Source organism: Pararhodobacter sp., from assembly GCF_034676075.1.
Lineage (GTDB): Bacteria > Pseudomonadota > Alphaproteobacteria > Rhodobacterales > Rhodobacteraceae > Pararhodobacter.
Genome location: NZ_JAUCCQ010000027.1, coordinates 14,597 through 33,295, shown reverse-complemented (window position 1 = coordinate 33,295; position 18,699 = coordinate 14,597). Strand labels below are relative to the sequence as shown.

Annotated in this window: 21 protein-coding genes; 13 read left to right on the top strand and 8 right to left on the bottom strand. The window is 67.4% G+C overall.

The annotated features are described in order from the left end of the window. Position 1: 1 nt before the first annotated feature. From VDQ18_RS10335 to cysQ, 5 genes are all read right to left on the bottom strand, one after another. The gene (locus VDQ18_RS10335; RefSeq protein ID WP_323020861.1) at positions 2-292 is read right to left on the bottom strand and encodes a DUF6958 family protein; all 291 of its coding nucleotides are present in this window, start codon (positions 290-292) and stop codon (positions 2-4) included. Beyond that, a complete protein-coding gene (locus VDQ18_RS10330; protein WP_323020860.1) occupies positions 289-813 on the bottom strand; it encodes a hypothetical protein in 525 nt (174 codons plus the stop codon). Before VDQ18_RS10330 ends, VDQ18_RS10335 begins: the two co-directional genes overlap by 4 nt. Then, positions 810-1,448: a TetR/AcrR family transcriptional regulator gene (locus tag VDQ18_RS10325; RefSeq protein ID WP_323020859.1), complete on the bottom strand. Its 639-nt coding sequence runs from the start codon at positions 1,446-1,448 to the stop codon at positions 810-812. The genes VDQ18_RS10330 and VDQ18_RS10325 overlap by 4 nt, the downstream gene beginning before the upstream one ends. A gap of 87 nt (positions 1,449-1,535) precedes the next feature. Continuing rightward, the gene (gene galU / locus VDQ18_RS10320) at positions 1,536-2,429 is read right to left on the bottom strand and encodes a UTP--glucose-1-phosphate uridylyltransferase GalU (RefSeq protein ID WP_323020858.1); all 894 of its coding nucleotides are present in this window, start codon (positions 2,427-2,429) and stop codon (positions 1,536-1,538) included. Between the two features lie 188 nt (positions 2,430-2,617). Next, a complete protein-coding gene (cysQ, locus tag VDQ18_RS10315) occupies positions 2,618-3,415 on the bottom strand; it encodes a 3'(2'),5'-bisphosphate nucleotidase CysQ (RefSeq protein ID WP_323020857.1) in 798 nt (265 codons plus the stop codon). Between the two features lie 117 nt (positions 3,416-3,532). Here cysQ and VDQ18_RS10310 point away from each other — a divergent pair, with 117 nt between their 5' ends. The 5 genes from VDQ18_RS10310 (at position 3,533) to VDQ18_RS10290 (ending at position 6,901) form a co-directional block, all read left to right on the top strand. Beyond that, entirely contained in the window at positions 3,533-4,354 is an 822-nt protein-coding gene (locus tag VDQ18_RS10310) for an ABC transporter permease (protein WP_323020856.1), read from the top strand. 110 nt (positions 4,355-4,464) lie between these two features. Next, a complete protein-coding gene (locus VDQ18_RS10305) occupies positions 4,465-5,070 on the top strand; it encodes a hypothetical protein (protein WP_323020855.1) in 606 nt (201 codons plus the stop codon). Positions 5,071-5,126: 56 nt separating this feature from the next. Next, positions 5,127-5,573 (top strand): YaiI/YqxD family protein, encoded by a 447-nt coding sequence (locus VDQ18_RS10300; RefSeq protein ID WP_323020854.1) that lies wholly within the window; start codon positions 5,127-5,129, stop codon positions 5,571-5,573. Further along, positions 5,570-6,505 (top strand): DMT family transporter, encoded by a 936-nt coding sequence (locus tag VDQ18_RS10295; protein ID WP_323020853.1) that lies wholly within the window; start codon positions 5,570-5,572, stop codon positions 6,503-6,505. The genes VDQ18_RS10300 and VDQ18_RS10295 overlap by 4 nt, the downstream gene beginning before the upstream one ends. 84 nt (positions 6,506-6,589) lie before the next feature. Then, positions 6,590-6,901, top strand: coding sequence for an H-NS family nucleoid-associated regulatory protein (locus VDQ18_RS10290; RefSeq protein WP_107754388.1), 312 nt, complete (start codon positions 6,590-6,592; stop codon positions 6,899-6,901). A gap of 146 nt (positions 6,902-7,047) precedes the next feature. On the opposite strand, the gene map is transcribed toward VDQ18_RS10290, so the two are convergent. Further along, positions 7,048-7,857, bottom strand: a complete 810-nt coding sequence (map, locus tag VDQ18_RS10285) for a type I methionyl aminopeptidase (RefSeq protein ID WP_323020852.1) — start codon at positions 7,855-7,857, stop codon at positions 7,048-7,050. 216 nt (positions 7,858-8,073) lie between these two features. On the opposite strand from map, the gene VDQ18_RS10280 reads away from it, so the two are divergent. The 6 genes from VDQ18_RS10280 (at position 8,074) to gph (ending at position 13,522) form a co-directional block, all read left to right on the top strand. Continuing rightward, positions 8,074-9,504 (top strand): hypothetical protein, encoded by a 1,431-nt coding sequence (locus VDQ18_RS10280; RefSeq protein WP_323020851.1) that lies wholly within the window; start codon positions 8,074-8,076, stop codon positions 9,502-9,504. Between the two features lie 69 nt (positions 9,505-9,573). Beyond that, positions 9,574-10,299, top strand: a complete 726-nt coding sequence (locus VDQ18_RS10275; RefSeq protein ID WP_323020850.1) for a competence/damage-inducible protein A — start codon at positions 9,574-9,576, stop codon at positions 10,297-10,299. Further along, positions 10,296-10,988 carry a GNAT family N-acetyltransferase gene (locus VDQ18_RS10270; protein ID WP_323020849.1) on the top strand — a complete coding sequence of 231 codons (693 nt, stop codon included), beginning with the start codon at positions 10,296-10,298 and terminating at the stop codon, positions 10,986-10,988. Before VDQ18_RS10275 ends, VDQ18_RS10270 begins: the two co-directional genes overlap by 4 nt. Beyond that, entirely contained in the window at positions 10,985-11,548 is a 564-nt protein-coding gene (locus tag VDQ18_RS10265; protein ID WP_323020848.1) for a peroxidase-related enzyme, read from the top strand. The genes VDQ18_RS10270 and VDQ18_RS10265 overlap by 4 nt, the downstream gene beginning before the upstream one ends. A 70-nt stretch (positions 11,549-11,618) precedes the next feature. After that, positions 11,619-12,863: an MFS transporter gene (locus tag VDQ18_RS10260; protein ID WP_323020847.1), complete on the top strand. Its 1,245-nt coding sequence runs from the start codon at positions 11,619-11,621 to the stop codon at positions 12,861-12,863. Positions 12,864-12,871: 8 nt separating this feature from the next. After that, a complete protein-coding gene (gph, locus tag VDQ18_RS10255; protein WP_323020846.1) occupies positions 12,872-13,522 on the top strand; it encodes a phosphoglycolate phosphatase in 651 nt (216 codons plus the stop codon). A gap of 36 nt (positions 13,523-13,558) precedes the next feature. Here the strand turns inward: gph and VDQ18_RS10250 are convergent, their stop codons facing one another. Next, positions 13,559-14,731, bottom strand: a complete 1,173-nt coding sequence (locus VDQ18_RS10250; RefSeq protein ID WP_323020845.1) for a glycosyltransferase — start codon at positions 14,729-14,731, stop codon at positions 13,559-13,561. A gap of 103 nt (positions 14,732-14,834) precedes the next feature. Here VDQ18_RS10250 and VDQ18_RS10245 point away from each other — a divergent pair, with 103 nt between their 5' ends. Together VDQ18_RS10245 and VDQ18_RS10240 are read left to right on the top strand one after the other, a co-directional pair. After that, positions 14,835-16,541 carry a hypothetical protein gene (locus tag VDQ18_RS10245; RefSeq protein ID WP_323020844.1) on the top strand — a complete coding sequence of 569 codons (1,707 nt, stop codon included), beginning with the start codon at positions 14,835-14,837 and terminating at the stop codon, positions 16,539-16,541. After that, positions 16,538-17,362 carry a glycosyltransferase family A protein gene (locus tag VDQ18_RS10240; RefSeq protein WP_323020843.1) on the top strand — a complete coding sequence of 275 codons (825 nt, stop codon included), beginning with the start codon at positions 16,538-16,540 and terminating at the stop codon, positions 17,360-17,362. Before VDQ18_RS10245 ends, VDQ18_RS10240 begins: the two co-directional genes overlap by 4 nt. On the opposite strand, the gene VDQ18_RS10235 is transcribed toward VDQ18_RS10240, so the two are convergent. Beyond that, a complete protein-coding gene (locus VDQ18_RS10235) occupies positions 17,335-18,555 on the bottom strand; it encodes a glycosyltransferase (protein ID WP_323020842.1) in 1,221 nt (406 codons plus the stop codon). The two genes, VDQ18_RS10240 and VDQ18_RS10235, sit on opposite strands and share 28 nt — an antisense overlap. Positions 18,556-18,699 lie beyond the last annotated feature (144 nt).

Below are 18,699 nucleotides of genomic sequence, written 5' to 3'. Positions count from 1 at the left end.
GTTAGACGCGCCACAGGCGAACGGGCGGCTTCGGTGCGCGGGTCAGGATGCCCTTGGCCTCAAGATCCAGCTGAACGCATTTCATCCACCAGCCGACCTTCTCGCCGCCGGGAAACAGATCCTCGGGCAGATGCGGGACCATGGCCTTCTGCGCCTCGGCCGGGGTCATGCCGGGGGCGGCATCGGGCAGAACCGCCATCAGCGCCGCCCGCGCGGCTTCGTATTTGGCGCGGTCCACACGGGTGGTGCGGTCGGGGCTGGTGACGTTCTGCACCTCGATCTTGTCGCTCATCGCGGTTCCTCCAGCGGGGGCATCGGGGCCATCTTGAAGAAGCGAAAGCCGGTGCCGGCCCAGGCGCCCAGCAATTTCATCATGAATCCGAGGGATTGCCGCCGCGCCCCCGGGATGCCGTCATCGGGAACGCTGCCCGGCGGCGCATCTATCAGCATGGTGCGCATCTGCACCGGCGGCGGCGGATCGAAGCGCGCGGCATAGAGGCTCAGCCAATGCCCGCCGGGAAATTCCAGATACATCGGCGCGTTGCAGCAGCTCGCGACGGCCCGGCGGCTGCCCTTGGCGCTGAGCTTGTGCTCGCGCAGCCCCTCCGCGCCGCGGGTCACCGCCGCCCGGTCTTTGCGCCACAGCACGTAGGGCGTGCCCCCGTTTGCGTCCGTTACCGGCAGGGCCCCGGGCAGCGCCGCCAGCTGCCCGGCCGCCGTCCGACACGAGGTGCAATGACAGGTGGCGGCAAGGATCGGCGGACCGGTCAGGTCCAGCGCGGTCTGGCCGCAGGGGCAGGTGATGCGGGTCATGTCTCGCCTTTCCTGAACAGCAATTCGACGTAGCGCTTCAGGTGATCCAGCGCCTCCTGCCCGGCCTCCACCCCGCCACCGGCCTTGGCCAGCACGAAGGCGCCCTGCAGCACCGCCTGGGTGTGACGGGCGAGGCTGGCGGCGCTGGGTTCGCTGATGCCGTGCTGGGCCATGGCCAGGGCGATATCGGCCTCCAGCGTCGCGGCATGGCCGAAGATCGCCTCACCGCAGGCGCGGGCGATGTCGGGATGGGTCTGGTGAACCTCTTCGGCCATGGTCCCGACAAGGCAGGTCCATTGCCAGGTCTCGCCGCCGATCAGCAGGCGGCGGAAATCGAGATAGGCCAGCACGCGGTCCAGCGGATCAGTAGGCGCGTGATAGGGGGCCCCGGCGAAAAGCGCGCCGGTGGAACTGCCCCAGAATTCGGCCGCGGCGATCCCCAGCGCTTCCTTGCTGGCGAAGTGATGGAAGAAGGCGCCCTTGGTCACCCCGGCGGCCGCGCAAAGCTCGTCCACACTGGTCGCGGCGAAGCCCTTGGCGCGGATCACGTCGCGCGCCGCCTCCAGCAGGCGCTGGCGGGCGCTGCCGCGTTCGGGGGTCTGCTTGGTCGGCCTTGGCATGAGGGACCGTACCATTCGGTCGGTATTATCACAAGCCCGCATGGCAAAGGGGCCCCGAAGGGCCCCATGCATCGAACGGATGCCGGTCTGACCGGCCCCGGGTCACTCGGCCGCGTGGCGCATCGCCATCATGTCGAAGAGGAATTCTTCCAGCTCTTCGCGCAGGTCGTCGCGGGCCAGGCCGAAGGCGACGGTCGCCTGCAGGAACCCGGCTTTCGAGCCGCAATCGTAGCGCTGGCCCTGGAAGCGGTAGCCGAAGACGTTGTTCTTGGTCTCGATCTGCTTGGCGATCGCGTCGGTCAGCTGGATCTCGCCACCGGCGCCGGTCTGTTTCTTGTCCAGCTCCAGCATCACTTCGGGCGACAGGATGTAACGGCCGATCACCGCCATGTTCGAGGGCTGGGTGCCGCGGGCGGGCTTCTCGACCATGCCGCGCACCGGCATCACCGAACCGACCGAGGCGGGCACGTCGAGCACGCCATAGGACGAGGCCTTGTCATCGGGCACTTCCATCGCCGCGACCATGTTGCCGCCGGTTTCGGCGTAGGCCTCGACCATCTGCTTGAGGCAGGGCTTCTCGGCGGCGATCACGTCATCGGGCAGCAGCACGGCGAAGGGCTCGTTGCCGATCAGGTGACGGGCGCACCACACGGCGTGGCCAAGGCCCAGCGCCTGGTTCTGACGGACATAGGCGATCGAGCCCGAGTCCATGCAGGTCTGATTGTAGATCTCCAGCAAGTCGGTCTTGTTCTTCGCCTTGAGCGACATCTCCAGTTCCGGAGCGCGGTCGAAGTAATCCTCCAGCGCCGATTTCCCGCGCGAGGTCACGAAGATGAATTCGGTGATCCCGGCTTCGCGCGCTTCGTCGATCGCGTATTGGATCAGCGGGCGGTCGACCAGCGTCAGCACCTCTTTCGGAACGGCCTTGGTGGCCGGGAGGAAACGCGTGCCCAGGCCGGCAACGGGGAAAACGGCTTTCGTGACTTTATTGCGCATCGGAGGGTCCACCTTGCTGTCGATGACTGACGGTCTATTTCGTCCACAAGGGGGTTAATGAATGTTAATCGAGGCGCGATTGTGTCGTGAAATCGAGGTTTTGTTGATGTTTTGGGGAAATCCCGGGGGCAAATGCCGCATTGCAGCGTCCTGACCCCGGGCAAGCACCGGATCGGGGCCCGGGCGACTCAGCGCAGGGTGACGCCGGGCGCCAGGACCAGGAAGAAGGGATTCTCGTAGCCCGGCTTGCCATAGGTCAGCGGGCTGTGGTCGTCAAAGCGCAGCACCTGTCCGCCCGCGCCCAGGACCACGGCATGACCGGCCGCCGTATCCCATTCCATCGTCCGGCCGAGGCGCGGATAGAAATCCGCCTCGCCCGTCGCCACCAGACAGAATTTCAGCGACGAGCCCGCGCTTTTCGCGTCCTTCACCGCATAGCGGTTGATGTAGGCATCCGTCGCCGCATCCCGATGCGATTTCGAGGCCACGACCAGCAGCGCGTCATTGTCCGGCTGCGACACGTGGATCGTGTCCAGCCTGCCCGCGGCATCGCCGAAGGGGCCCCGTTCCTCGACCGAGGAGCCGTCGGCGCGGGTGTAGAAAAGCCGCTCCTTGGCCGGGGCATAGACAACGCCCCGCACCGGCACGCCGTTTTCCACCAGCGCGATGTTGACGGTGAAATCGCCGCGGCGCTGGACGAATTCCTTGGTGCCGTCCAGGGGATCGACGATGATGAACCGATCGGCCCGGATCGAATGGCTGTCCGAGAGTTCCTCGGTCACCACCGGGATGTCGGGAAAGACCTTGGCCAGCTCGGCGCGGATCAGCGCATCCGCGGCCTCGTCCGCCTCGGTCACCGGCGAATTGTCGGATTTGGCGCGGGCTTCGAAATCCGGGCGGGCATAGACCTGCATGATCACCGCACCGGCCTGAAGCGCGATGCGCCGGAAGGCGGTTTCGACAAGGCCTTGGAAAGCGTCGGTCATCGTGAGGGTCCTTCGGGGCGGTGAGTTGAATGAATACGGGTTTCGCCTTATCCTTGCCCCGGCCCGGAAGGCAAGGTTCGGCGCCGGACGGCAGGCCAGCGGCAGGGAATCGCGCGGATGCTCAATAACCGCAGACAGGAAGCGTGGGTCGCCTCGGCCTTCACGATTCTCGAGCTGATCTATCATTCCGGCGTCCGCTCGGTCCGCAATTCGCATGGCAATGCGCTGATCGGGTTGCTGCTGAACATCGCCCAGACCCTGATGCTGGTCGGCGTCTTCTACGCCATGTACCTGTTCGGCGGCTGGCGCCCCACCGGGATCCGGGGCGATTTCATGCTCTATCTGATGACCGGCGTCTTCCTCTACATGTGCCACGTCAAGGCCATCGGCGCGGTTTTCGGGGCCGAGGGTCCGACCTCGGCGATGATGAAGCACGCGCCGATGAACACGATCGTCGCCATCGGCGCCGCCGCGCTGGGCGAGCTTTACATGCAGATCCTGTCGGTGGCGGTGGTGCTGTTCCTCTATCACGCCGCCTGGCAGCCGCTGGTCGTCCACGATCCGCTGGGCTGCATCCTGATGATGCTGCTGGCCTGGTTTTCGGGCGTGGCGGTCGGCACGATCTTTCTGGCCGCCAAACCCTGGGCGCCGAAACTGGTCGCCCTGATCCAGCAGATCTATACCCGGGTGAACATGTTCGCCTCGGGCAAGATGTTCGTGGCGAATGCGCTGCCCGGGATCATGCTGCCCTATTTCGCCTGGAACCCTCTGTTTCACATCATCGACCAGGCGCGCGGTTTCGCCTTTCTCAATTACAACCCGCATTACACCAGCCTGATCTACCCGGTCGCCATCACCGCCGCTTGCCTGCTGTTCGGGCTGATGGCGGAATTCTACACGCGCCGCCGGGCCTCGCTCAGCTGGGGCGCCAAGAGCTGACCCGCGGCACCTGACAAATCGGTGTTCGCATCCCCGGGCGGGAATTTCCGTGCTAGGATCGGGACCGGCACCTCCTTTTGCCGCCCGCTTTTTTGACACGAGGTCTTTTCATGCTCCGCCTTGCCGCCCTGCTTCTCGCTCTGGCTTTCGCCCAGACTGCCGCCGCCCAGGATTTCCCGGCCCTGTTCCGGGTGGTCAACGTCTCGGCCGGGGACGTTCTGAACATCCGCGCCGAACCCAATGCCCGGGCCGCCATCGTCGGCCGGTTCGAGCGTACGCAGGTCGGGATCGAGGTCGTGGGCCTGTCCGAGGACCGCCGCTGGGGTCTGGTGCGGATCGACGAGGGGATCGGCTGGACCTCGATGCGCTATCTGCAGGCCGAGCGCACCGACAGCTGGCGCGACGGTCAGCAGACCCTGACCTGCCTGGGGACCGAGCCCTTCTGGACCTTCCGCTTCTTCCTGCCCGACAATCGCGCCGAATACATCGCCCCCGATACCTCGTTCGAGGTTCGCTCCGATGCGCCCCACCTGCCCGGCACGCAGTTTCCGCCCACGTTGACCCTGCCGTTCCAGGGCGCGCGCGAAGGCTTCGCCGTGATCCGCAACAGCGTCTGTTCGGACGGGATGAGCGACCGGCTCTATGGGCTTGAGGGCCAGATCTATTGGCGCGGTCAGGCGCAGGGCCTGTCGGGCTGCTGCATGCTGGGGCACTGAGCTTGCAATAAAGGCAGCCGCTGGGCATAGATGCATCTGTTAACAAACAGGTGCCCATGCCCAGCCTTTATATCGACGCCGACGCCTGCCCCGTGCGCGAGGAATCCCTGCGTGTGGCGCTGAGGCACAAGGTGCCGGTGGTGATCGTCTCGAACGGCGGGATCCGACCGGTCGATCACCCGCTGGTGCGGATGGTCTATGTCGATCAGGGCGCCGACGAGGCCGACAAATGGATCGCCGCCGCCTGCGTGCCGGGTGATGTGGCGATCACCGCCGACATCCCCCTGGCCGCGCGCTGCATCGATGCCGGGGCCGAGGTGATCAAACCCGACGGGACGGTGCTGACCGCCGCCAGCATCGGTCAGGCGCTGGCGATGCGCGACCTTGCCGCCGATCTGCGCTCGGCCGATCCGTTCCGGCAGGGCTCGGGCAAGGCCTTCGGACCACGGGACCGGTCGCGCTTCACCCAGGCGCTGGAACGCCTGCTGGCCCGCGCGCGATGAGGGCCGTGCTGTCGATCCCGACACAGGGCGCGCTCTGCGCCATCGGGGCATCGGTGGCCTTCACCCTCAACGACATGTCGGTCAAGGCGCTGTCAGGCGGCTATCCGCTGCACGAGGTCATCCTGATCCGCTCGCTGGTGGCGCTGGCCGTGCTGCTGGCGGTGATCGTGCCGCTGTCGGGGGGCTATGCGCTGTTGCGCACCCGGCAGCCGGGGAAACACCTGATCCGCGGCGCCTTCGTGGTCTTTTCCAACATGTGCTTCTTCGTGGCGCTGGCGGCGATGCCGATTGCCGATGCCACGGCGATCTTCTTCGTCAGCCCGCTGGTCATCGCGCTGTTCTCGGTCATTTTCCTGGGCGAGACGGTCGGGCCCCGGCGCTGGACGGCGATTGCCGCGGGATTGCTGGGCGTGGTGGTGGTGATCCGGCCGGGGTCGGAGTCGTTCTCGCTGGTGGCGCTGCTGCCGCTTCTGGCGGCAACGGGCTATGCGGGATTGCAGATCATGACCCGCAGCCTGGGTATCGGTGAGCGGGCGCCGACCATGGCCTTCTATATCCAGATCACCTTTCTGCTGTTCAGTGTGATTTTCGGCCTGACGTTCGGATCGGGCCGCTGGGCGGGCGAAGGCGAGGGGGCAGCGCTGGAATTCCTGCTGCGCGCCTGGATCTGGCCGCGTCCCGAGGATCTGCCGTTCTTCCTGCTGGCGGGGCTGGGAACCGCTTTGGGCGGCCTGTTGATTTCACAAGCCTACCGGCTTTGCGAGGCGGCGCTGGTCGCGCCTTTGGAATACGCCGCCATGCCGATGGCAATCTTCTGGGGGTTGCTGGTCTTTGGCGAATGGCCCGATCCGGTGGCCTGGATCGGCATTAGCCTGATCCTGGGCGCGGGCATTTACATGATCTGGCGTGAAACCCGTAACTCAACCTTTTGATGTATTGCGTTTTGCAATTGACGCACCGCGGAAAAAGGTGCAAATCAGCCTCACTTGATTCAAACTCCGTGAGGACAGAAGCGAATGATCGAACTCGAAAGCCTTTCGCTTAAAGAGTTGAAGCAGTTGCAAAAGGACGTCGACGCCGCGATTACCGAATTCAAGGATCGTGAACGCCGCAAAGCCCTGGCCGAAGTCGAGGCCTTTGCCCGCGAACGTGGCCTGACCGCCGCCGATCTGACCGAGCTTTCCTCGAAACGCACGCGGAAATCCGCCGCCCCGAAATACGCCAATCCGGCGGATCCGTCGCAGACCTGGACCGGCCGTGGCCGTCGCCCGCGTTGGGTCGAGGCGGCATTCGCCGAGGGCAAGACCCTGGACGACATGGCGATCTGAGACCCCGTTGCGGCGCCGTTTCCGTTTTGGCGACGGCGATGCAATACGATCTTCGGAAAGTCGAATTTCAACTCTGAGGAATTCGACGGCAATCAGGAATTGAAACGGCGGCCTCGCGGCCGCCGTTTTTCAACTTCGGGGTTTAGTCAGCCCCAGGTCGGATGAAACTTTCCACCGGGCGAAAGCGTGAAGATTTCGCAACCGTCGGATGTGACACCCACCGAATGCTCGAATTGCGCCGACAGCGACTTGTCGCGGGTCACCGCCGTCCATTCGTCGGCCAGCACCTTGGTTTCGGGACGGCCGAGATTGACCATCGGCTCGATGGTGAAGAACATGCCTTCCTCCAGCACCGCCTCGCGGCCCGGGCGGCCGTAGTGCAGTACATTCGGCGGCGCATGGAACACCCGGCCCAGACCGTGGCCGCAGAAATCGCGCACCACGGACATGCGCTGCGCCTCGACATAGCTCTGGATCGCGTAACCGATGTCGCCGAAGGTGTTGCCGGGTTTCACCGCCTCGATCCCCAGCATCAGCGCGTCATGCGTCACCTGGATCAGGCGTTCCGCCTTGCGGCCCAGTTCGCCCGCCACATACATGCGCGAGGTATCGCCGAACCAGCCGTCGACGATCACCGTCACGTCGATGTTCAGGATATCGCCGTTCTTCAGCAGCTTGTCGCCGGGAATGCCGTGGCAGACCACATGGTTGACGCTGATACAGCTGGCATGCTGATAGCCGCGATAGCCGATGGTCGCGGATTTGGCGCCATGGGCGTTGACCATCTCCTCGATCAGGCGGTCGATCTCGCCGGTGGTCTGGCCGGGAAAGACATGCGGGGCGATGTCGTCCAGGATCTGCGCCGCGACCTGCCCGGCCTTCAGCATCCCGGCAAAATCCGCCGGTTCATGGATACGGATCCCCTCGCGGGTGACGGTACCTTTCTTGTCGTACACGGGCTGACCTCTTTGTTTCACGCCGTAAATAGGCGCGAATCGCCTGTTTGGCCAGCCCGCCGCGCCGCGAGGCCCCGGCAGAGCGCGGCCTTGCTGCAACATGGGGCCGCCGATTGGCAGCGAAAGCGCCTTGCCCGCCCTTTTCACCTTCCCCGAAGGCCGACCCTGCGTCACTCTCGGCGCCATAGCCAGCCAGAACAGATCGAGGTCGCCCCCGTGCCGTATGTCAGTCGCCGCCTGTTCCCCGCCACGCTCGCTCTGGCCGCGGGCCTTGGGCTCGGCAGCGCCGCCCAGGCTCAGGGTTTCGACATCGAAACCGGGCTTGAGGCCATCGACAATCCGGCAACCCTGATCGAGGGGCTGCACCGCCTCTATATCGGCCGGCGGATCAGCCCGACGTTCAGCGTCGGCGGCTCGGTCTATTCGGCGGCGCTGGGCGATGCGGGCGGGGCGTTCTTCTGGGGCTTCGAGGGCGTGGCCCGGGTGCCGCTGAGCGAGCGTTTCGGCCTCTCGTTCGCGGGTTTCATCGGCGGCGGCGGCGGGGCCTCGCAGGTGGTCGGCGACGGGCTGATGCTGCGCGCCGCGGCCTCGCTCGACTACCGGCTCACGGCAGCGTGGGAGCTTCAGGCCAGCGCCTCATGGATCCGCATCGACGGCGCCCCCATTGACGGACCGGCCTATGGCCTGGGCCTGCGCTACCGGATCGGCGGCGGCGGAACGCCGGGTGCGGGCGTGCCCGAATTCGACGCCATCGGCGCGGTCGTCACGCAGATGGTCTCGCCCAGCGGCACGCTGAACCGCTCGGCCGGGGCGCAGGACGATCTCAGCATCGCCGGGGCGCGGGTGTTCTTCGACCTCGGCCCCAGCACGCAGTTCACCTTCGGCAGCGCCGGTGCCGCGCGCGGCGCACAGGGTTACATGGAAATCACCGGCGGCCTGCGTCAGCGGGTCTCGGTCGGGCGGCTGTCGTTCTTCGCCGAGGGCTCGGCCGGCTTCGCGGGCGGCGGGCTGGTCGATACCGGCGCGGGCCTCATCCTGCGCGGGTCGCTGGGCGTGGCGGTGCCGGTCACGCGCACCCTCGATGTCGAACTGGCCGCGGTCGCCACCGGCGCCGTCAACGGCGAGTATCGCTCGGCCGGGCTGTCGCTGGGGCTGACGCATCACCTGAACCGGCAGGGACCGGGCGGGGCCGGGCAGCGCTGGGCCTATACCGGCGGGATCGAGATCCAGCGCACCGGCCCGGGCTATTTCGTCGCCCCGGGCAACACCGCCGCCTACACGGCGATGCAATATTCGAGCTTCGACTATTTCGTCGGCCAGCGGCTTTACGTCACCGGCACCGCCGCCACGGCGGTGGGCGGCGGCGTGGCCGGTTTCGCGGTCGGCATGTTCGGGCTGGGTTACGAGATTCCGATCGGCGAGCGCTGGCATCTGTCGATCGAGGGCCAGCTGGGCGCGGCGGGCGGCGGCGGGGTCAACACCGCGGGCGGTCTGGTCGCGGGCCTGCGCGCCGAGGTCGATTACCGCGTCGGCCAGAACTGGCGACTGGCGGCCGGTCTGGGGCAGCTTCGCGCCGTCAGCTCGGGCGGCTTCTCGCCGCTGACGCTGACGCTGGGTGTGAAGATCCCCTTCGTCACCCATCGCTGAGCCCCGCCAAAGGCACATTGGAAAGCCCGTGGAACGGCGCTAACGTCCGCTCAGAAGAGAGAGGACACCATGGGCAACCCCACCGCCGCCATGCTCGTCATCGGGGACGAGATCCTGTCGGGCCGCACCCGCGACTCCAACACCAACCATCTGGCCACGCAATTGACCGGCCGCGGCATCCGCCTGTGCGAGGCCCGCGTGGTGGCCGACGATCACGCCGCCATCGTCGCCGCGCTGAACGCGCTGCGCGGGGCCTATGACCACGTCTTCACCTCGGGCGGGATCGGGCCGACGCATGACGACATCACCGCCGATGCGGTGGCGGCGGCCTTTGGCGTCGGCATCGACGTGCGGGACGACGCGCATGAGATCCTCAAGGCGCATTACCAGCGCACCGGGCTGGAGCTGAACGCGATGCGGCTCAGGATGGCGCGGATTCCTGCGGGCGCCACGCTGATCGACAACCCGATCTCCGCCGCGCCCGGGTTCACGCTGGGCAATGTCCATGTGATGGCCGGGGTTCCGGCGATCTTCGAGGCGATGGTGGCCAGCGTCCTGCCCGGGCTGACCGGCGGCGACCCTCTGCTGAGCCAGATGATCGACGTGCCGCGCGGCGAGGGCGAGATCGCCCAGGCGCTGAAGGATCTGGCCGGGAAATATCCGGCGCTCAGTTTCGGCTCCTATCCCTATCAGCGCAACGGCGCCTATGGCACGCAGCTGGTGGTGCGGGGCACCGATGCCGGGCTGCTGGCCGCGGCGATGGTGGAACTGGCGTCGCTGGCGGGGGCGGCATGACCGGGACGGACGCGCTTTTCGACGCGCTCGAGGCCTCGTGGCCCCCGGCCGCCAGCCAGACCCGCGGCCCCTATCGGCTGCGCGACGGGGCGGGCGGTGGCAAGCGGGTCAGCGCGGCGCTGCTGGAAGGCCCGTTCGACGAGGCCGCACTGGATGCACTGGACGCGCCGCTCTTCCAGCTGCGCCCGGGGCAGGAGGATCTGGACCGCGCGCTCGAGGCTCGCGGCTACCGGATCATCGACCCGACCGTGCTGATGGAAGCCCCGGTCGAGGCGCTGGCTGCCAAGCCCAAGGCGGTGTCGCTGCCGACGATCTGGCCGCCTCTGGCGATCCAGCGGCGGATCTGGGCCGAGGGACATGTCGGCCCCGAGCGGCTTGCGGTGATGGCCCGCGCGGTCGATCCGAAGATGAGCTTCATCGCCCGGATCCGCGACAAGCCGGCAGGCGTCGGCTTCCTCGCCATCCATCGGGGCATCGCCATGGTCCATGCGGTGCATGTCGAACCCGCCTTCCGCCGTCAGGGCGTCGGCGCGGGGATGATGCGCGGCATGGCCTGGTGGGCGCAGCAGAACGGTGCGCATACACTGGCGCTGGCCGTGACCGAGGCGAATGCCGGAGCGCGCGCGCTTTACCTTGGCCTCGGCATGACCGAGACATCCGCCTATCACTACCGGGAGAGAGTATCATGAGTAAGCCCGTCACCGCCCTGAACCTGCCGCCCGTCGATCCGCTGCCCGAAGCGACCCAGCGCTATTTCGACATCTGTCAGGAAAAGCTGGGGATGATCCCCAATGTGCTGCAGGCCTATACCTTCGACATCAACAAGCTGAACGCCTTCACGGTCATGTACAACGACCTGATGCTGGGCGAGTCCGGCCTGTCGAAGCTGGAGCGCGAGATGATTGCGGTGGTGGTGAGTTCCATCAACCGCTGCTGGTATTGCCAGGTCGCCCATGGTGCCGCCGTCCGCGCGCTGGGCAGCCCGGCGCTGGGCGAGGCGATGGTGATGAACTGGCGGTTCGCGCATCTCGATGCGCGGCAGACCGCCATGCTGACTTTCGTCGAGAAGATCACCAAGACCAGCTCCGAGGTGGTCGAAGCCGACCGCCAGGCGCTGCGCGACGCGGGCTTCAGCGACCGCGATATCTTCGATATCGCCGCGGTGGCCGGGTTCTATGCCATGTCGAACCGTGTCGCATCAGCGATCGGCATGGAACCCAACGCGGAATATCATGCGCAGGCCCGTTGAATTGGCCTTGACGCTCACGGGTTCTTGAACAGGTTAAGCGGGCTCACACCCGCTTGACCCGAGGGACCCGATGTCGACCGCCCGTAGCGCCCCGCTGTTCACGCCCGTCCTGATCGGCGGCTCGATCGTCATCCTTATCGGCTTTGCGATCCGCGCCTCGTTCGGCGTGTTCCAGATCCCGATTGCCGAGGAATTCGGCTGGCCGCGGGCCGATTTCTCGCTGGCCATCGCCATCCAGAACCTCGCCTGGGGCATCGGCCAGCCGATGTTCAGCGCCGTGGCCGAACGCTTCGGCGACCGCAAGGCGATCATCCTCGGCGCGCTGTTCTACTCTGTGGGTCTGCTGCTGACCGCCTTCGCCATGACGCCGGGCACCATGCAGCTGCTTGAGATCCTGGTGGGCTTCGGCGTGGCGGGCACCGGCTTTGGCGTGATCCTGGCCGTCGTCGGCCGCGCCGCCTCGGACGAGAACCGCTCGCTGGCTCTGGGCGTCGCCACCGCGGCGGGCTCGGCGGGGCAGGTGATCGGCGCGCCGATTGCCGAGGTGCTGCTGAGCTATTACCCGTGGCAGACCGTGTTCATCATCTTCGCCGTCGCCATCCTGGCCGTGCTGCTGGTGCTGCCGATGATGCGCTCGCCCGCCATGGCGACCAAGGCCGAGCTGCAGCAATCGCTGGGTCAGGCGCTGACGCAGGCCTTCAAGGACCCGTCCTTCTCGCTGATCTTCCTGGGCTTTTTCTCCTGCGGCTATCAGCTCGCCTTCATCACCGCCCACTTCCCGGCGATGGTGACCGAGATGTGCGGCGCCATCGCACCGGACAGTTTCCTGGCCGGGATCGGCATCACCACCACCTCGGCGCTGGGGGCGCTGGCCATCGCCGTGATCGGGCTTGCCAATATCGGCGGCACGCTGCTGGCGGCCTGGGCCGGCAAGCGCTGGACCAAGAAATACCTGCTGGCCGGGATCTATCTGGCGCGGACCGTGGTTGCGGGCCTCTTCATCGCGCTGCCGATCACGCCCGGTTCGGTGCTGATCTTTTCGCTGCTGATGGGCGCGCTGTGGCTGGCGACGGTGCCGCTGACCTCGGGTCTGGTCGCGCATATCTATGGTCTGCGCTATATGGGCACGCTCTATGGTTTCGTCTTCCTCAGCCACCAGATCGGCGGCTTCCTGGGCGTCTGGCTGGGCGGCGCGCTTTATGACGTGTATGGCGATTACACGCTGGTCTGGTGGGTCGGCGTCGGCGTCGGGGCCTTCTCGGCCATCGTGCATCTGCCGATCCGCGAACGCCCGCTGAACGCGATCCCGGCATGAGGGCCCCGATGAGAATTGTCTTCGATCTGGACGGCACGCTGATCGACAGCGCCGCCGACATCCACCACGCCGCCTCGGCCACCGTCCGGGCCGAGGGCCTGCCCGAGGTGACGCTGGCCCAGACCCGCAGCTTCGTCGGCAACGGCGCGCGGGTCTTCGTCGAACGGCTGGAGCGCGCCGTGGCGGGTTCCAACATCCCCGAGCGGACCGAGCGCATGCGCGCCGTCTTCGCCGAGGAATACCGCAAGGCGCATGACCTGACGCAGGTTTATCCGGGCGTGGAGGATGCGCTGGCCGCGCTGAAGGCGCAAGGCTGGCGGATCGGGCTGTGCACCAACAAGCCGATGGTGCCGACCCGCGCCGTGCTGAAGCATTTCGGCTGGGAGGACCTGTTCGAAACGGTCTTCGCCGGTGACAGCCTGACCCGGATGAAGCCCGAACCCGAACCGCTGGAAGCCGCGCTGGAAGAGCTGGGCGAGGGGCTGTGCCTGTTCGTCGGCGACAGCGAGGTCGATGCGGCGACGGCCCAGGCCGCGGGCGTGCCCTTCGCGCTTTATACCGAGGGCTACCGCAAGAACCCCATCGAGGCCCTGCCGCATACCGAGGCCTTCAGCGACTGGGCCGAGCTGCCCGCCATCGCCGCGCGGATCGCAAGGTAGCGCCCAGGGGTGGGATGAAATCCCACCCTACGGGGGTCACTCCACCCCGGCGATGGTCCGCAAGTCGGTCATCCGCCGGGCGAAGACCTGCTCGAAGGCATTGGCCCGGGCGAAATCCACCGCCCGGCGCGAGGCCTCGATGATCGCCACCCGGTCGCGGTCCAGCGCCGCGATCTGGCGCACCAGCCCCTGCACGCTGCCCCGGCGCACCACCCAGCCCGCGCCCGATTCCGCCTGCATCCGCCGCCACATCCGGTTGCCATAGCCCAGAATCGGCAGGCCGCAGCCCAAGGCCTCGACATAGGCGCTTTGCGGCGAGGACAGGCTGAGGGGCGCGACGAACAGATCGGCCGCGCGGCGCAGATGCGGCACCAGCACCGGATCGAAGGCCCCCGGCGCGGCCAGCGAGACGCAATCGCCCAGACCCAGCCCGCTGATCCCGTTCTGGATGCGCGACGCCAGCGGGCCGGTGCCGAACATCTCCAGCCGGAAGGGAATGCCGCGCTGGCGCAGCAGGAAGGCCATCGGCAAGAGATCCTCGACCCCCGACATCGCATCCGCCTGGCCGAACCAGGCCAGCCGCAGCGGCTCGCCCCGGTGCAGATGCGCGGCGCGCTCGGATTGTTCGGCCGGGCGGGCGATCATCGGCGTGCGCATCCGGTTGTCGAGGTAGCGCAGCGAGCGGGGATTGAGCCGGTGGTAGCGGTCATGCGCCGGATAGCCGTCGCAATGCACCGCATCCGCGGCCCTGAGGGCGGCCTTGAGCCCGCCCTCGCGCCGGAGGTTCCACCAGGTCCCGCCCAGCTTGCGCCGGATCGAGGGGCTGGCAGCCAGCGCATGGGCGATGCGCCCGCCCAGCGGCTCCTCGATCGTGTAGACCAGCTTACCCAGCCGCCCCTCCATCGCCTTGGGCAGATGCAGGTAGTTCATGTCATCGGCGGCGACATAGACCAGCGTCGCGCTGTCCAGCAGCAGCTCGGGCACCGGGGCGCCCGGGTCCAGCACGATCAGGTCGAAGCCCAGTTGCGCCACCGAATAGCGCATCGGCGCGTCGATATGGTGGGGGCCGCGGCGCATGACGCAGCGCACCGCCCCGGGCCAGAGTTGGCAGTGCAGTTTCATGCCCTCGACGAATTTCACGTCGAGGACGACTTCGCCCCCCGGCAATTCGACGACCGGGGCGGGCGAGAGCATGACCAGCGATGCCATACCGGCGCGTCTATCCCTTTGTTCCTGCGTTGGAGAAAAGGCTGGAATGTCGGGAAAAGTCCATCCTAAATTGGCCCTTGGCCGCCGAAGGGACCCGATCGCCATGCCATTTTCGCCGCTCCGCGCCCTCGGTCGCGCGTTGATCCTGCTTCTGGCCCTGGCGCTGCCCGCCGCAGCCCAGATCGACACCGCCCCGCGCGAGGGGCGCCGGGCGCTGGGCCTGAACCTGGCCGAGGTCGCGGGCTGGTCCACCGAATTGCCCTTCATCGACGTCATGCACAGCGCCAGCCGCTGGACCGGCCACACCGGCGAGGGCTGGGGCGGCATGGACGAACCGGCGCTCTTCGCGGCGGGCGCGCTGGACGCCGACGGCTGGGTCGTGGCCTTCCCGCGCGGGCTGCGCCGTATCTCGACCTTCGTGCTGAACGAATTGCCGGCCGGGATGACCTCGGCCGCCGGCACCTGGCACGCCAGCTGGGAGGGCAGCGCCAACCTCGGCTTCGACGGCGCGGCGCGGAATGTGCGCTATGGCGACAACAGCGCGACCTTCGACTTCACGCCGGGGCAGGGGGGCGTCCTGATCCAGTTCAACCGCGGCACCCTGCGCAACCTGCGGATCGTGCATGAGCGCAACCTCGACCGCGCCGCGCAGGGCGAGGTCTTCAACCCCGATTGGCTGGCGCTTGTGGGGGATATGGAAATCCTGCGCTTCATGGACTGGATGCTGACCAACCACTCGACGCTGAGCCAGTGGCAGGACCGCCCGCAGGTCGGCGATTATTCCTGGTCGCGGCGGGGCGTGCCGCTGGAAATCCTGTTGCGCCTCGCCAACGAAACCGGCGCCGAGCCCTGGTTCACCCTGCCGCATCTGGCCGACGACGAATACGTCCGCCAGTTCGCGCTGGCGGTGCGGGACGGGCTGAGGCCCGACCTGCGCGGCTGGTTCGAATTCTCGAACGAGATCTGGAACTGGCAATTCGATCAGGCGCATTGGGCCGACCAGACCGGACGCAGCCATTGGAACGTCGATTCCGCCTGGGTCCAGTACGGCGCCGTCCGCGCGGCCGAGGTGATGCGGCTGATCGACGAGGTCTATCAGGGGGACGAGGCGCGGCGCGTGCGGGTGCTGGGCCTTTTCACCGCCTGGCTGGGGCTGGAAAGCGTGATGCTGGACGCCCCCGATTTCATGGCCGAGGACCCCGCCCACCACCGCCCGCCGCGCGACTTCTTCGATGCCCTCGCCGTCACCGGCTATTTCAGCGGCGAACTGCAGGCGGAATCGAAATCCGATCTGGTGCGGCGCTGGCTGGTGGACAGCCGCGCGGCGGCGGAAACCGAGGGGCGGGCGCAGGGTCTGAGCGCCCGGGCGCTGCGCGATTACGTCGAGGCGCATCGCTTCGACCGGGCCATCGACTGGGCGGCGCAGGAATTGCGGGACGGCTCCCTCTCGGGCAGCGCCGAGAATTCGGTGCGCGACCTTCTGGACCGGACGCTGGCCCATCACGCGCGGGTCGCGGCCGAGCACGGCATGGCGCTGGTCATGTACGAAGGCGGCACGCATGTGGTGACCCATCCCCGCGACCATCAGGACGAGGAACGGATCGCCTTCTTCGAGGCGCTGAATTATTCGCCGCAGATGGGCGACCTCTACCGCGAGCTGATCCGCGGCTGGCAGGCGCTGACGCCCGCGCCCTTCGTCGCCTTCAACGATGTCTCGCGGCCCAGCGTCTGGGGCTCCTGGGGCCATCTGCGCCACCTCGACGATTCCACCCCGCGCTGGGACGCGCTGATGGAGGCCTCGGCACCGTGAGCCTGTCCATCGTCATCCCCGCCTGCAACGAGGGCGCCTATATCGACGCCTGCCTCGGCGCGCTGCTGGCGTCGTCGGGGCCCGAGGGCACGCAGGTCATCGTGGCCGCCAATGGCTGCACCGACGACACCGTGGCCCGGGCGCTGGCCCATGCGACGGCTTTCGCGGCACGACGCTGGCAATTGCTGGTCATGGACCTGCCGGCGCTGGGCAAGATGGGCGCGCTGGATGCGGGCGAGGCGATGGCCGATTTCCCGTCGCGGGTCTACCTCGATGCCGATGTGCTGGTCTCGCCTCCCCTCATGGCCCAGATCGCCGCCGCGCTGGCGGGGCCGGGGGCTGTCTATGCCTCGGGCACGCCGGTGGTGACGGCGCAAAGCTGGGTCACGCGGGCCTTCGCCCGGTTCTGGACCCGGCTGCCCTTCGTGGCCGAGGGCGTGCCTGGCTTCGGCCTTTACGCGGTGAACGGGCAGGGCAGGGCGCGCTGGGGCACTTTCCCGCGCATCATCAGCGACGACACCTATGTCCGCGTGCTGTTCACGCCCGCTGAGCGGGTGAAAGTCCCTGCCCCCTATCGCTGGCCGCTGGTCGAGGGCTTCGACCGGCTGGTCAGGGTCCGCAGGCGGCAGGATCAGGGGGTCAGCGAATTGATGGCGCTGGAACCCGCACTGATGGCGAACGAGGGCAAGGATGCCCCCGGCAAGGCCTGGCTGATCCGCCGGGCGCTGGCCGATCCCATCGCCTTCGGTGTCTATGCCGCGGTGAAGATCGCGGTGCGCGCGGGCTGGGGTTCTCAGACCGGCTGGGTGCGCGGCCGCTGACAGAAATGCGCGGCCAGTTTGGCGGCCTCGGTATCAATGTTGTGGCGCACCATGACCCGGGCGCGCGCAGTGGTGCCCATGCGGCGCAGCTTGTCGTCGGGGCTGGTGGCCAGCTGGGTGATCGCCTCGGCCAGCGATTGCGCATCGCCTGCCGGCACCATCCAGCCGGTGCGGCCGTCCTGCACCAGTTCCGGCACGCCGGCGATCCAGGTGGCGATGACGGGCCGGGCCGAGACCATGGCCTCCATCACCACCATCGGCAGCCCCTCGGCAAAGGACGACAGGACCAGCGCATGGGCATTGTCGATCTGGCGGCGGACACCGGCCTCGTCCAGCCAGCCGGTGATCTCCACCCGGTGGCCGAGGCCTGACTGAGCGATGGCGCGTTCGATCGGGCGGCGCATCGGGCCATCGCCGACCAGCACCAGCTTGACGTCGACACCGCGGCGCGTGACCTCGGCCAGGGCCTCGATCAGAATGAGCTGGCCCTTCTGTTCAACGAAGCGGCCGATGTTCACCATGGTCATGGGCCGCGTCAGGGGCATCGGGCGGGCGGCGTCGTAATGCTGCGGCTCGATCCCGCAATGCACCACCTTGATGCGCGGCCAGACCCGGTAGTCGACCAGACGGCACAGCTGGCTGCGCCCGAAGGACGAGATCGCCACCGCGAATTCGGCCTTCTGCAGTTTCAGGGGCAGGGCAATGGCGGCGGGTTTGTCGAATTCCTCGGGCCCATGGACGGTGAAGGAGAAGGGCTTGCCGCTGATCTCGGCCGCCAGCATCGCCACGGTCGCCGAATTGGTGCCGAAATGCGCGTGCATGCGGTCGATCTGCAGCTCGCCCAGCCGCCGCGCGACATAGGCGGCCTCGAGGAAATAGATCAGATGCTTCAGCAACCCGGCTTCGGAGCCGCGGCTGGCCTGCAGGGCCAGAAACAGCGCCTTGTAGATCCTGAGCGGCGCCTGAAGGCCCATGACGAAGACCGCCCAGAGCAGCGCCGGCAGCCCGCGCGCCAGCACGTATTCGGTCGCCTTCTTCTCGTCCCGGTCGGCGGGATCGGGCAGATCGCCCTCGAACGGCCGCATGGCGAAACGCTGTACGGCCACCCCGCGGCGTTCCAGAGCGCGCATTTCGCGGCGGATGAAACTCTGCGAGGGAGAGGGGTAGGTGTTAAGGATGTAGCCGATCTTCACGCCGTCACCTTGGCTGTCTGGTTGGCCTCCGGGCTAGGGGTCAATTCAGGCAAATTCAAGAAAAGCAGAGGGAATTGGCGCGGCGACAGGCCGCAGAGACCCCCGCCCCATTTTCGCCACATTTCAAAAGCCCGCGCCACACTG

Excerpts from the sequence above, each read along its gene's own strand:
- VDQ18_RS10335 (WP_323020861.1), bottom strand. The coding sequence starts at position 292 with ATGAGCGACAAGATCGAGGTGCAGAACGTCACCAGCCCCGACCGCACC.
- VDQ18_RS10330 (WP_323020860.1), bottom strand. The coding sequence starts at position 813 with ATGACCCGCATCACCTGCCCCTGCGGCCAGACCGCGCTGGACCTGACC.
- VDQ18_RS10325 (WP_323020859.1), bottom strand. The coding sequence starts at position 1,448 with ATGGTACGGTCCCTCATGCCAAGGCCGACCAAGCAGACCCCCGAACGC.
- galU (WP_323020858.1), bottom strand. The coding sequence starts at position 2,429 with ATGCGCAATAAAGTCACGAAAGCCGTTTTCCCCGTTGCCGGCCTGGGC.
- cysQ (WP_323020857.1), bottom strand. The coding sequence starts at position 3,415 with ATGACCGACGCTTTCCAAGGCCTTGTCGAAACCGCCTTCCGGCGCATC.
- VDQ18_RS10310 (WP_323020856.1), top strand. The coding sequence starts at position 3,533 with ATGCTCAATAACCGCAGACAGGAAGCGTGGGTCGCCTCGGCCTTCACG.
- VDQ18_RS10305 (WP_323020855.1), top strand. The coding sequence starts at position 4,465 with ATGCTCCGCCTTGCCGCCCTGCTTCTCGCTCTGGCTTTCGCCCAGACT.
- VDQ18_RS10300 (WP_323020854.1), top strand. The coding sequence starts at position 5,127 with ATGCCCAGCCTTTATATCGACGCCGACGCCTGCCCCGTGCGCGAGGAA.
- VDQ18_RS10295 (WP_323020853.1), top strand. The coding sequence starts at position 5,570 with ATGAGGGCCGTGCTGTCGATCCCGACACAGGGCGCGCTCTGCGCCATC.
- VDQ18_RS10290 (WP_107754388.1), top strand. The coding sequence starts at position 6,590 with ATGATCGAACTCGAAAGCCTTTCGCTTAAAGAGTTGAAGCAGTTGCAA.
- VDQ18_RS10275 (WP_323020850.1), top strand. The coding sequence starts at position 9,574 with ATGGGCAACCCCACCGCCGCCATGCTCGTCATCGGGGACGAGATCCTG.
- VDQ18_RS10270 (WP_323020849.1), top strand. The coding sequence starts at position 10,296 with ATGACCGGGACGGACGCGCTTTTCGACGCGCTCGAGGCCTCGTGGCCC.
- VDQ18_RS10265 (WP_323020848.1), top strand. The coding sequence starts at position 10,985 with ATGAGTAAGCCCGTCACCGCCCTGAACCTGCCGCCCGTCGATCCGCTG.
- VDQ18_RS10260 (WP_323020847.1), top strand. The coding sequence starts at position 11,619 with ATGTCGACCGCCCGTAGCGCCCCGCTGTTCACGCCCGTCCTGATCGGC.
- gph (WP_323020846.1), top strand. The coding sequence starts at position 12,872 with ATGAGAATTGTCTTCGATCTGGACGGCACGCTGATCGACAGCGCCGCC.
- VDQ18_RS10250 (WP_323020845.1), bottom strand. The coding sequence starts at position 14,731 with ATGGCATCGCTGGTCATGCTCTCGCCCGCCCCGGTCGTCGAATTGCCG.
- VDQ18_RS10245 (WP_323020844.1), top strand. The coding sequence starts at position 14,835 with ATGCCATTTTCGCCGCTCCGCGCCCTCGGTCGCGCGTTGATCCTGCTT.